The organism is Nonomuraea sp. B1E8 (genome assembly GCF_039871515.1).
Taxonomy (GTDB): domain Bacteria; phylum Actinomycetota; class Actinomycetes; order Streptosporangiales; family Streptosporangiaceae; genus Nonomuraea.
On sequence record NZ_JBDPLS010000033.1, the window covers coordinates 1 to 14,031 of the forward strand.

The window sequence follows — 14,031 nt, forward strand, 5'->3', positions numbered from 1 at the left end:
TTGAGGTCAGTGCGCATCCGGTGTTGACGGTGGCGGTGCAGGAGACGGTTGAGCGTGCGGGTGGGGAGGTGGTGGTGTGTGGCACGTTGCGGCGTGATGATGGTGGTCTTGCCCGGTTGTGGTCGAGCGCGGCCGAGTTGTGGGTACGCGGCGTCGACGTGGACTGGCCCCACACGTATGTCGGATCCCGCCCGCAGATCATCGACCTGCCCACCTACGCCTTCCAACACCAGCGCTACTGGCTGCAGGGATCGGCGAGCGCGGGCGACGCGGCCAGCCTTGGACTCGAGGCCACCGGCCACCCGCTGCTCGGCGCGTTCACCGGCCTGGCCGCCGGTGGAGAGGTCGTGCTCACCGGCCGCGTGTCCGTCGCCACCCACCCGTGGCTGGCCGACCACAAGGTCAACGGGCAGGTGTTCCTCCCCGGCGCGGCACTCGTCGAGCTGGCCATCAGGGCCGGCGACGAGGCCGGCTGCGGCCTCCTCGAAGAGCTGACCATCCAGGCGCCGCTCATCGTGCCCGAGCCCGGAGCGGTCCAGCTCCAGCTGGCCGTGGGCGCACCGGACGAGGACGGGCGGCGGCAGCTCGGCATCTACTCGCGGATCCAGGACACGACCGACTGGGTGCGGCACGCCGCGGGCGTGCTGGCCGCGGCCGATGCGGCGGTCCCTGAGCCGGTCGGCACCTGGCCGCCGGAGCAGGCACGGGCCGTGGCACTGGACGAGCATTACGACGACCTCGCCGGCATGGGCCTCGACTACGGCACGACGTTCCGCGGGCTGCGGGCGGCCTGGCGGCGCGGCGACGACGTCTTCGCCGAGGTGGCGCTGCCGGACGACACCGACGCCGACGGGTACGGACTGCATCCGGCGTTGTTCGACGCCGCCCTGCACGCGGTCTCCCTCGGCGGGTTCCTGGCCGATCCCGAGCCCGGCAGGCCCTACCTGCCGTTCGCCTGGAGCGATGTGGCGCTGCACGCCTCCGGGGCGACGAGACTCCGTGTGCGGATCTCCCCGGCCGGCCAGGGAGCGGTCTCCGTGACGCTGATGGACACCGAAGGGCTGGCCGTGGCCACGATTGGTGCGCTGGCCGCCCGCCCCGTGCCGGTCGGGCCGCAGGACGGCTCCGGCACGGGGAAACATCGCGACAAGCTGTTCCAGCTCGACTGGGTGAGGCTGCCGCAGAACGGCGCGGCCGAGGCGGGCTACGAGACCGTCTCCAGCCTGGCGGCGCTGGCCGGGGCCGCGACGGTTCCCGAGCGCGTGCTGATCGAAGCGCCCGCCGGCTCCCGCCTGGCCGTCCACGACGTGCTGGCGGCGCTGCAGGAGTGGCTGGCCGACGACCGGTTCGCGACGTCGCGGCTGGTCGTGGTGACCCGGGGCGCCGTGCCCGCGGGCGACGCGCCCGTACAGGATGTGCATCAGGCCGCCGTGTGGGGGCTCGTGCGGGCCGCGCAGGCGGAGCAGCCCGGCAGGTTCGTGCTGCTGGACCTGGACGGCGACGCGGACGGCACGATCGGCGAGGCCCTGGCGTCGGACGAGCCGCAACTGGCCGTGCGCGACGGCCAGGTGTGGGTGCCGAGGCTGAGCCTGACCGTGCCGAGCGGCGAGGGGCGGCCCGCGTTCGGCGCGGGCGGGACCGTGCTGGTCACCGGCGGTACGGGCGGGCTGGGCGCGCTGGTGGCCCGTCACCTGGTGACCGAGCATGAGGTCAGGCGGCTGCTGCTGCTCAGCCGGCGCGGGCCGGAGGCGCCCGGCGCGGCCGAGCTGGTGGCGGAGTTGTCGGAGCTGGGCGCCCAGGTGGACGTGGCGGCCTGCGACGTCGCCGACCGCGAGGCGCTCTACGGAGTGATCACCTCGGTCGCGGACTCGCTGGTGGGCGTGGTGCACACGGCGGGCGTGCTGGACGACGGCGTGGTCACGTCGTTGTCGGGCGATCGGCTCGACCGGGTGCTGGAGCCGAAGGCGGACGCCGCCTGGCACCTGCACGAGCTGACGCGCGGCCTGGACCTGTCGGCGTTCGTGTTGTTCTCGTCGATGGCGGGCGTGCTCGGCGGAGCGGGCCAGGGCAACTACGCGGCGGCGAACGCCTTCCTCGACGGGCTCGCCCAGCTGCGGGCCGCCGAAGGGCTGGCGGCGACGTCGCTGGCGTGGGGGCTGTGGGAGCAGGGCGGCATGACGGGCGAGCTGTCCGAGGCCGACCTGCGCAGGCTGGCGCGGATGGGCGTGACGCCGCTGTCCGCCGACGACGGGCTCGGCCTGTTCGACGCCGCGCTCCGGCACGACCGTGCCCTGCTGGTCCCCGCCCACCTCGACATCAAGGCCATGGGCGCCCAGGCCGACGCCGTTCCCCCGCTGCTGCGCGGCCTGGTCTCCGGGGCCGGCAGGCGCGTGGTGACCGCCGCGTCGGAGGCCGCGGCCACGCTCAAGCAGCAGCTGGCGGCCCTGCCGCCGGCCGGGCAGCAGGCCGCGCTGCGGGATCTCGTCGCCTCCCAGGTCGCCGTGGTGCTCGGCCTGGCCGACCCGTCGGCGGTCGACGACGGGATGCCGTTCCAGGAGCTGGGATTCGACTCGCTGATGGCGGTCGAGTTCCGCAACCGGCTCAACGCGGCCACGGGCATGCGGCTCCCCGCGACCCTGATCTTCGACTATCCGACCCCGGAGGCGCTCGTCCGCTACCTGGCAGGCGAGCTCCTCGGCAAGCAGGAGAGCGCCGTCCAGGCGCGGGTCACGGCGGCCGACGACGAGCCCATCGCGATCGTCGGCATGGCCTGCCGCTTCCCCGGCGGCGTCGAATCCCCCGAGGAACTGTGGCGGCTGCTCGCCCAGGGCGGCGACGCGATCTCCGAGTTCCCCGCCGACCGCGGCTGGGACCTGGACACGCTGTACGACCCCGAGCCCGGCAACCGCGGCACCTCCTACTCCCGGCACGGCGGCTTCCTGCACGACGCGGGCGAGTTCGACCCGGGATTCTTCGGGATCAGCCCGCGCGAGGCCCTGGCCATGGACCCGCAGCAGCGGCTGCTGCTGGAGACGTCGTGGGAGGCGATCGAGCGGGCCGGGATCGACCCGGCCGCGCTGCGCGGCAGCAGGACCGGCGTGTTCGCCGGCGTCATGTACCACGACTACGCCAGCCAGCTGTCCTCCGTGCCCGACCAGCTCGAAGGGCTGATCGGCACCGGCAACTCCGGCAGCGTCGCCTCCGGCCGCGTGTCGTACGTCTTCGGGCTCGAAGGCCCGGCGATGACCGTGGACACGGCGTGCTCGTCGTCGCTCGTGGCGCTGCACCTGGCGGTGCAGGCACTGCGGTCGGGCGACTGCGACCTCGCCCTGGCCGGCGGCGTGACGGTGATGGCGACGCCGTGGACGTTCATCGAGTTCTCCCGGCAGCGCAACCTGTCCGTCGACGGCAGGTGCCGGGCGTTCGCCGAGTCGGAAGGCGGCGTCGGGCTCTCGGAGGGCTCGGGCGTGCTGCTGGTGGAGCGGTTGTCGGACGCGCGGCGCAACGGGCACCAGGTGCTCGCCGTGGTGCGCGGCTCCGCGGTCAACCAGGACGGCGCCAGCAACGGCCTGACCGCCCCGAACGGGCCGTCGCAGCAGCGGGTGATCCGGCAGGCCCTGGCCAACGCCGGTCTCTCGGCGGCCGACGTCGACGCGGTCGAGGCCCACGGCACCGGCACCACCCTGGGCGACCCGATCGAGGCGCAGGCGATCCTGGCCACGTACGGGCAGGACCGCCCCGAGGACCGGCCGGTGTGGCTGGGGTCGATCAAGTCCAACATCGGCCACGCGCAGGCCGCCGCCGGAGTCGCGGGCGTCATCAAGATGGTCATGGCCCTGCGGAACGGCGAGCTGCCGCGGACCCTGCACGCGGACGAGCCGTCCACGCACGTGGACTGGTCGGCCGGCGCGGTCGAGCTGCTCACCGAGGCCCGTCCGTGGGAGCGCGACGAGTCGCCCCGACGCGCCGCCGTCTCCTCCTTCGGCATCAGCGGCACCAACGCGCACGTCGTGCTGGAGGAGTCGCCGGCCGAGCCGGAGCGGGAGCCCGGGCCGGCGGCCGAGCTGCCGGTGGTGCCGTGGGTGTTGTCCGGCAGGAGCGAGGAGGCGCTCGCGGCGCAGGCGGCACGGTTGCGCACCTGGATGGAGTCCAGCCGGGACCTGGACGTGGCCGACGTCGGCTGGTCGCTCGCGACGGGCCGGGCGGTGCTGGAGCACCGTGCGGTCGTCGCCGGCGCGGACCGCGCCGAACTGCTGGCGGCGCTGACCGCGGTGGCCGACGGCAGGCACGGCGAGCCGGCGGTCGAGACCGGCCTGGCCCGGTCGAGGGCCAAAGCGGCGATGTTGTTCGCCGGTCAGGGCAGCCAGCGGGTCGGCATGGGACGGGAGCTCGCCGACGCGTTCCCGGTCTTCGCGCGGGCGCTGGACGACATCTGCCGGGTGATCGACCCGCTGCTGCCCCACCCGCTGCGCGCGACCATGGCCGACGGCCCTGCCGAGGTGCTGGACGAGACGGGCATGACCCAGCCGGCGCTGTTCGCCTTCGAGGTCGCCCTGTACCGGCTGCTGGAATCGCTGGGCGTCGCGCCCGCGGTGCTGGCCGGGCACTCGGTCGGCGAGATCGCGGCCGCCCACGTGGCGGGGGTGTTCTCGCTGGAGGACGCCTGCACACTGGTCGCGGCCCGGGCCCGGCTGATGCAGGCGCTGCCTTCCGGCGGCGCGATGCTGGCCGTCGCCGCGCCGGAGGCGGACGTGCTGCCGCTGCTCGACGGGTACGAGGACCGGGCCGGCATCGCGGCGGTCAACGGTCCGGCGGCGGTGGTGGTGTCGGGTGACGAGGCGGCCGTCACGGAGATCGAGGGCCGGACGGAGGCGCGCACCCGGCGGTTGCGGGTCTCGCACGCGTTCCACTCGCCGCTGATGGAGCCGATGCTGGCCGACTTCGCCGAGGCGATCGGCGGGATCACCCTCCACGAGCCGACGATCCCGGTCGTCTCCAACGTGACCGGCCGCCTGGCCGAGCCCGGCCGGCTGACCGACCCGTCCTACTGGGTCGAGCACGTACGCGGAGCCGTCCGGTTCGCCGACGGCGTCGCCGCCGCCCGTACGGCGGGGGCCACCGTCTTCGTCGAGCTCGGCCCCGACACCACGCTGACCGGGCTCGCCCAGCAGACCCTCACGGGAGACGAGACCTTCGTCAGCACGAGGGCCAAGGACCGGCACGAGGCGCGCACGTTCGTTCAGGCGCTGGGCCGGATGCACGCGCACGGCGTCACCGTCGACTGGGCCGCGTACTTCGCGGCGGCGCGCCCGTCCCGCGTGGATCTGCCCACCTACGCCTTCCAGCACGAGCACTTCTGGCTCCGCCCGGGACCCGGCACCGGCGACGTCACCACCGCGGGCCTGGGAGCCGTCGAGCACCCGCTGCTCAGCGCGGCGACCGAGGTGGCCGGCGGCGAGACGGTGATCTTCAGCGGGCGGCTGTCGGTCGCCACGCACCCCTGGCTGGCCGACCACGTGGTCGGCGGCAGCGTCATCGTGCCGGGCACGGCGCTGGTGGAGCTCGCCGTCCGGGCCGGGGACGAGAGCGGCTGCCCGCACCTGCAGGAGCTCACCCTGCAGGCTCCGCTGGTGGTGCCCGAGGACGGCGGCGTGCAGCTCCAGCTGGTGTCCACGGCCACCGAGGAGCCGGGCCGGCGGGCGCTGGCCGTCCACTCGCGGGCGCAGGACGCCACCGAGTGGACCCAGCACGCGCAGGCCACCCTCACGGCGAGCGTGCCGGAGCCCGACGTCGATCTCGCGCAGTGGCCGCCCGCGGGCGCCCAGCCGGTCGCCGTCCAGGACCTCTACGACGACATGGTGGCGATCGGGCTCGACTACGGGCCGACGTTCCAGGGGCTGACCAGCGCCTGGGAGCGGTGCGGCGAGGTGTTCGCCGAGATCGTCCTGCCCGAGGAGGCGCACGCGGACGCCGGCCGGTTCGGGCTGCACCCCGCGCTGCTGGACGCCGCGCTGCACGCCACCGCGCTGGGTGGCCTGCTGCCCCGGCCGGAGCCCGGGCGGCCGTACCTGCCGTTCGCCTGGTCGGGCGTGTCCCTGCACGCGGCAGGGGCGACGAGCCTGCGCGTCAAGCTCGCCAACGCCGGTGGGAGCGCCGTCACGCTGGCCATCGCCGACGAGCTGGGCGCCCCGGTCGCCGTCGTCGACAACCTTTCCCTGCGCCCCCTGGCCGCCGCGCAACTGGGCGGCACGAACCGGGGCGCACTCCACGAGATCGAGTGGACCCCCGTCACCGCAGCGCCCGCGCAGGAGGCGGTCAGGTGGGCGCTGCTCGGCGCCGACGACCTCGGCACCGGAGCGGCGACCTACCCGGACGCGGCCACGCTCGGCTCGCTGCACGACCCGGCCGACCTGCCCGAGGCCGTCCTGGTCCGCTGCCCTGCCGGGGATCACCACGCCGCGACGCACGAGACCCTCGAACTGCTGCAGAGCTGGCTGGCCGAGGAGCAGCTCGAATCGGCGCGGCTGGTCATCCTCACGCGTGGCGCCGTCGCCACCGCCCCCGGCGAGCGCCCCGACCTCGCCCACGCGGCGGTGGGCGGGCTCGTCAGGGCCGCGCAGGCCGAGCAACCCGGCAGGTTCGTGCTGCTGGACGCGGACACCGACCGGCTGGACCCGGCGGTGGTCGGCCAGGCGCTGGCCACCGGGGAGCCGCAACTGGCGATCAGAGACGGTGAGCTGCGGGCGCCACGGCTCGGCAGGGCCGCGGACCTGGCGGACCCGGAGCCGGTGTTCGGACCTGACGGAACGGTGCTGATCACGGGCGGTACGGGCGGGCTGGGCGCGCTGGTGGCGCGTCACCTGGTGACCGAGCACGAGGTCAGGCGGCTGCTGCTGCTCAGCCGGCGCGGGCCCGTGGCGCCCGGCGCGGCCGAGCTGGTGGCGGAGTTGTCGGAGCTGGGCGCCCAGGTGAACGTGGCGGCCTGCGACGTGGCCGACCGCGACGCGCTCGCGCGGCTGCTGGAGGGCGTGGACGAACTGGTGGGCGTGGTCCACACGGCGGGCGTGCTGGACGACGGCGTCATCACGTCGATGTCGGGCGACCGGCTCGACCGGGTGCTGCGGCCGAAGGCGGACGCCGCCTGGCACCTGCACGAGCTCACCCGTGACCGGAACCTGACCGCGTTCGTGTTGTTCTCCTCGCTGGCGGGCGTGCTCGGCGGAGCGGGCCAGGGCAACTACGCGGCGGCGAACGCCTTCCTCGACGGGCTCGCCCAGCTGCGGGCCGCCGAAGGATTGGCGGCGACGTCGCTGGCGTGGGGGCTGTGGGAGCAGGGCGGCATGACGGGCGAGCTGTCCGAGGCCGACCTGCGCAGGCTGGCCCGGATGGGGCTGGCGCCGCTGTCCGCCGACGACGGGCTCGGCCTGTTCGACGCCGCCGTACCGTCAGGAAAGTCACTGCTCATCCCCGCCCGCTTCGTGCAGGCCCGCACCAGCGCCAGGACCTCCGTACGGCGGGCCGGCACCGGCGACGGGCTCGCCGACCGGCTGGCCACGCTGGAACCCGACGAGCGCCGCTCGGCACTGGCGGACATCGTCCGCGGCCAGGCGGCCACCGTGCTGGGCTTCACCGACGGATCGGCGATCGACCCCCAGCGCCCGTTCCAGGACCTCGGGTTCGACTCCCTGACCGCGGTCGAGTTCCGCAACCAGCTCGGCAGGGCCACGGGGCTGCGGCTCCCCGCCACCGCCGTCTTCGACTACCCCACCCCGGTCGCCCTGACCGAGCACCTCATGGGGTACTTCGCCGAGACGAAGGACGAGGAGGCCGGCATCCTGCGGTTCTTCGCGGAGCTGGACCAGATCGAAGAATCACTCACCACACTCGCCGAGGACAGCACGGTGCGCAGCCGGCTCACCACGCGCCTCAAGGAGCTCCTGTCCGGCCTCAACGGGCCCGGCGGGACATCCGACGTCGTCGACCAGATCGAGTCCGCGTCCGACGACGAGATGTTCGCCTTCATCGACAACGAGCTTGAGATCTCTTGATATTCGCAGCGACCGAGAAGGGCTACGTTCGGTGACTCCTCCGCTCCATGAAGGAAGCAGCTTCTCGCCCCGCTCGCGCGGGAGACGACGGCCAAGCCCTGACCGATGCCCGAAAGCACAAGCTCAACCCTATCCGGAGGTGGCGACCATGTCTGAGGTTCTGCCAATCCACGCTCGGGCCTTGGCGGCCCTCCGGCTTCCGATTCCTCCATCGCCCGAAGGCGACGGCCCTCTCAGGAGGCTCTGATGGCAAACGAAGACAAGCTCCGGGGCTACCTGAAGCGGGTCACGGCCGACCTGCACCAGACCAGGCAGCAACTGCGGGAGATCGAAGGCAGGGAGCACGAGCCGATCGCGATCGTCGGCATGAGCTGCCGCTACCCCGGCGGGGTCACCTCGCCCGAGGAGCTGTGGCGGCTCGTCGACGGCGGCGGCGACGCGATCTCCGAGTTCCCCACCGACCGGGGCTGGAGCGAGAACCTCTACCACCCCGACCCCGACAACCCCGGGACGACCACGGCGCGCAAGGGCGGCTTCGTCTACGACGCCGCCGACTTCGACGCCGGCTTCTTCGCCATCTCCCCGCGCGAGGCGTTCGGGACCGACCCGCAGCAGCGGATGTTCCTGGAGTCGTGCTGGGAGGCGTTCGAACGCGCCGGCATCGACCCGGCCTCGGCGCGCGGCAGCCGCACCGGCGTCTACGCCGGCGTCATGTACCACGACTACTTCCGGGCCGAGGCGCTCGGCAGCGTCATCTCAGGTCGCGTCTCGTACGCGCTCGGCCTGGAGGGGCCGGCGGTCTCGATCGACACGGCCTGCTCCTCGTCGCTGGTGGCCCTGCACCTCGCCGTGCAGGCGCTGCGGCGCGGCGAGTGCTCGCTGGCGCTGGCCGGCGGCGTCACCGTGATGGCCACGCCCAACACGTTCATCGAGTTCTCGCAGCAACGCGGGCTGTCCGCCGACGGCCGGTGCAAGTCGTTCGCCGACTCCGCCGACGGCACCGGCTGGAGCGAGGGCGTGGGCGTGCTGCTGGTCGAGCGGCTGTCGGACGCCCAGCGCAACGGCCACCAGGTGCTGGCCGTCATCCGGGGCAGCGCGGTCAACCAGGACGGCGCCAGCAACGGCCTGTCCGCCCCGAACGGGCCCTCCCAGGTCCGGGTGATCCGGCAGGCGCTGGCCAACGCGGGACTGTCGGCCTCCCAGGTCGACGCCGTCGAAGCACACGGCACCGGCACCACCCTGGGCGACCCGATCGAGGCGCAGGCGCTCATCACCGCGTACGGGCAGGACCGTCACGGCGGCCGGCCGCTCTGGCTGGGCTCGCTCAAGTCGAACATCGGCCACGCGCAGGCCGCCGCGGGCGTCGGCGGCGTGATCAAGATGGTGATGGCGCTGCGGAACGCCACGCTGCCGCGCACGCTTCACGTGGAAGAGCCGTCCACGCACGTCGACTGGTCGGCCGGCGCGGTCGAGCTGCTCACCGAGGCCCGGGAATGGGAACGGGACGAGGCGCCCCGCCGCGCCGCCGTCTCCGCCTTCGGCTTCAGCGGCACCAACGCCCACCTGATCATCGAGGAGGCGCCGGCCGAGGACGAGCAGGAGGCCGCCGGGCTCACCCTGCCGCTGGTGCCGTGGGCGGTCTCCGCCCGCGACCGGCAGGCGCTCGCCGCGCAGGCGGAGAGGCTGGCCGGCTGGCTGGACGAGCGGCCGGACCTGCGCCCCGCCGACGTGGGCTGGTCGCTCGCCACCGGGCGGGCCTCGCTGGACCAGCGCGCGGTCATCGTGGGGGAGAGCAGGGACGAGCTCATGGCCGGGCTCCGGGCCCTGGCCGGCGGCGCCGCCGCGCCGGGAACCGTCACCGGCGCGGGGGCGGGCGGCAAGGTCGCCTTCCTGTTCGCCGGCCAGGGCAGCCAGCGGGTCGGCATGGGCGCCGCGCTGGCCGAGACGTTCCCCGTGTTCGCCGACGCGCTGGAGGACGTCTGCAAGGTCCTCGACCCGCTGCTGCCGCACCCCATCAGGGACGTGATGTTCACCGACCCCGACGGTGTGCTGGACGAGACGGGCATGACCCAGCCCGCGCTGTTCGCCTTCGAGGTGGCGCTGTACCGGCTGCTGACCTCGCTGGGCGTCGAGGCGGACGTGCTCGCCGGGCACTCGGTCGGCGAGATCGCCGCCGCCCACGTGGCGGGGGTGCTCTCGCTCCCCGACGCCTGCACGCTGGTCGCCGCCCGCGCCCGGCTCATGCAGGCCCTGCCCGCGGGCGGCGCCATGCTCGCCGTCGCCGCACCCGAGGCGGACGTGCTGCCGCTGCTGGAGGGCCGCGCCGGCCGGGCCGGCATCGCCGCCGTCAACGCGCCGGGCGCGGTCGTCGTCTCCGGTTCGGCGGCGGACATCGACGAGATCGCCGAAGCGCTCGCCGGGCGGCAGGTGCGAACCCGGCGGCTGCGCGTCTCCCACGCCTTCCACTCGCCGCTGGTCGAGCCGATGCTGGAGGAGTTCGGGCAGGTCGCCGGGTCGCTCACGTACCACGAGCCCGCCATCTCCGTCATCTCCGACGTCACCGGCAGGAAGGCGGAGGCCGGGCAGCTCACCGACGCCCGCTACTGGGTCGACCACGTACGCCAGGCCGTCCGCTTCGCCGACGCCGTCACCGCCGCCCGCGCCGGCGGCGCCACGGTGTTCGTGGAGATCGGCCCCGACGGGACCCTGACCAGCCTGGCCAGGCAGACGCTCGACGGCGACGACGCCGCGGCCTTCGTCACCGCCGCGCGCAAGGACCGCGACGAGGCCCGCGCCTTCGCGGAGGCGCTCGGCCACCTGCACTGCCGGGGCGTCACCGTCGACTGGAACGCCTACTTCGCCGACGCCTGCCCCCGGCGCGTCGACCTGCCCACGTACGCCTTCCAGCGCAAGCGTTTCTGGTACATGCCGGGCACCGGCGCGGCCGAGCAGCCGGTCGCGGACTCCGTCGATCCCGAGTTCTGGGCGGCGGTCGAGCGGGAGGACGTGGCCGCCCTCGCCGCCACGCTCGGCATCGAGGACGGCTCCCCGCTGGCCGCGATCCTGCCGGCGCTGTCGTCCTGGCGGCGGCGCAGGCGCGACCAGGACGTGCTCGACTCCTGGCGCTACCGCGTCACCTGGGCGCCCCTCACCGTTCCCGGCGGGAAACCGCCCGCGCTGTCCGGCACGTGGCGCGTCGTCGCCCCCGCCGGCAGGACCGCGGACGACGCGGTGAGCTGCGTCGTCGACACGCTCGAACGGCACGGGGCCCGGTGCGTGACGGTCCGTGCCGCCGGCAGGGAGGACCTCGCCGCGCTGCTGCGCGAGGACGACCCGCCGGCCGGCGTGTTGTCCCTCTTCTGCGGCCCGGCCGAGACGCTCGCGCTGATGCAGGCCATGGACGACGCCGGCGTGGACGCGCCGCTCTGGGTCGCCACCGACGGCGCCGAGAGCGTCAGCCGGGTCGACCTGCTGCGCGACCCCGAGCAGGCCGCGGTCGCCGGGCTCGCCCGCGTCTTCGGCCTGGAGCACCCGGGCCGCTGGGGCGGCCACGTCGACCTGCCGGAGACGATCGACCAGCGGGTGGCGGCCCGCCTGGTGGCCGTGCTCGCCGGCATCCGGGACGAGGACCAGGTGGCCGTCCGCGCCTCGGGCGTCTTCGCCCGCAGGCTCACCAGGGCGCCCAGAACGGGCACCGGTCCCGCCGAGGGCCGGCGGCCGCGCGGCAGCACACTGATCACCGGCGGCACCGGCGGCCTCGGCGCGCACGTCGCCCGGTGGCTCGCCGGCAGCGGCGCCGAGCACCTCGTGCTCACCAGCCGGCGCGGCGCCGACGCCCCGGGAGCCGCCGAGCTGGTGTCCGAGCTGGAAGAGCTCGGCGCGCGGGTGACCGTGGCCAAGTGCGACGTGGCCGACGGCGACGCGCTCGCCGCACTCGTACGCGAGGTCGAGGACGGCGGCGACACCATCCGGTCGGTCTTCCACACGGCGGGCGTGCCCCACATCCAGGCGATCACCGGGCTCACTCCGGACGAGCTGGCCCAGGCCACCCAGGCCAAGATCACCGGAGCGGCCAACCTGGACCGGATCCTCACCGGCCCGCTCGACGCCTTCGTGCTCTTCTCCTCCGGCGCCGGCATCTGGGGCGGCGCGCACAACGGCGCCTACGCCGCCGGCAACGCCTACCTCGACGCGCTCGCCGCGCACCGCCGCGGCCGCGGCCTCGCCGGCACGGCCGTCGCCTGGGGGTTCTGGGACGCCGCGGGCGGCGGCATGACCACTCTCCTCGACGAGGAGGACGCCCGCAGGACCGGCGTCACGTTCATGGATCCCGCGATGGCCATCGACGGCCTGCGGCAGGCGCTCGACGACGGCGAGGGCAACCTCGTCATCGCCGACGTCGACTGGGCGCGCTTCACCCCCGTCTTCACCGCTTCCCGGCCGCGCCCGCTGCTCGACGGCGTGCCCGAGGCCCTCGCGGCCCGCGAGAACGAGACGGAGACCACGACCGAGTCCTCGGAACTGCGCGCCCGCCTCCTGCCGATGAGCGACGAGGACCGCGAGCGCCTGCTGGTGGAGCAGGTGCGCGAGCAGGTGGCCGCCGTGCTCGGGTACGCCCCCTCCGAGGTGGAGGTGGACCGGGCCTTCAAGGACCTCGGCTTCGACTCGGTCACGGCGGTCGAGTTGCGCGGCCGGCTCAACGCCGCACTCGGCGTCCGGCTCCCCGCGACCGTGATCTTCGACTACCCGAACGTCAAGGTGCTCGCGAGCCTGGTCCGCGACGAACTGCTCGGCACGCAGGCCGACATCGTGCCCGCGAGCGGCGCGGGCGGCCCCGTCGCCGACGACCCGATCGTGATCGTCGGGATGGCCTGCCGGCTGCCCGGCGGCGTGCACAACGCCGACGACCTCTGGCGGCTGGTCTTCGAGGGCAGGGACGCCATCTCCCCGCTCCCCGGCAACCGCGGCTGGGACGTCGAGGGCATCTACGACCCCGACCCGGACGCGCCGCTCGCCTCGTACACGCAGGACGGCGGTTTCGTGTACGACGCGGGCGAGTTCGACCCGGCGTTCTTCGGGATCTCGCCGCGCGAGGCCCTGGCCATGGACCCGCAGCAGCGGCTCCTCCTCGAAGCTTCATGGGAGGCCATCGAGCACGGCAGGATCGCCCCCGCCTCGCTGCGCGGCACCCGTACCGGCGTGTTCGTGGGCGCCGCCTACGAGGAGTACGGCCGCAACTCCGACCAGATCCCGCTGGAATCGGTGGGGCACCTCGTCACGGGCACGCTCAGCAGCATCGTGTCCGGACGGGTCGCCTACACGCTGGGCCTCGAAGGCCCGGCCGTGACGGTCGACACGGCCTGCTCGTCGTCGCTGGTGGCGCTGCACCTGGCCGTGCAGGCGCTGCGGAACGGCGACTGCGACCTCGCGCTGGCCGGTGGCGTGACGGTGATGTGCAGCCCCGTCGGGTTCATCGGGTTCAGCCTGCAGGGCGCGCTCGCCAGGGACGGCAGGTGCAAGTCCTTCGCCGGCGCGGCGGACGGCTTCGGGCTGTCGGAAGGCGTCGGGATGGTGCTGGTGGAGCGCCTGTCGGATGCCGAGCGGCTGGGGCATCGGGTGCTCGCCGTGGTGCGGGGCAGCGCGGTCAACCAGGACGGTGCGAGTAATGGTCTGACGGCTCCGAATGGTCCGTCGCAGCAGCGGGTGATCCGGCAGGCGCTGGCGAATTCGGGTTTGTCGGCGGCTGAGGTGGATGCGGTGGAGGCGCATGGCACGGGGACGACTTTGGGTGATCCGATCGAGGCGCAGGCGTTGCTGGCGACTTATGGTCAGGATCGCGACGAGCCGTTGTGGTTGGGGTCGGTGAAGTCGAACATCGGTCATACGCAGGCGGCTGCGGGTGTGGCGGGTGTGATCAAGATGGTGATGGCGCTGCGTCACGGGGTGTTGCCGAAGACGTTGCACGTGGATGAGCCGTCGCCGC

Annotated in this window: 2 protein-coding genes; both read left to right on the forward strand. The window is 74.2% G+C overall.

Annotated elements, in window-relative coordinates; all coding sequences use genetic code 11:
• Nucleotides 1–74: 74 nt before the first annotated feature.
• Entirely contained in the window at nucleotides 75–8,048 is a 7,974-nt protein-coding gene (locus tag ABGA98_RS45340) for an SDR family NAD(P)-dependent oxidoreductase (protein ID WP_347624691.1), read from the forward strand.
• Between the two features lie 246 nt (nucleotides 8,049–8,294).
• On the forward strand, nucleotides 8,295–14,031 hold a 5,737-nt coding region (locus ABGA98_RS45345), incomplete at its 3' end, for a type I polyketide synthase (RefSeq protein WP_347624692.1).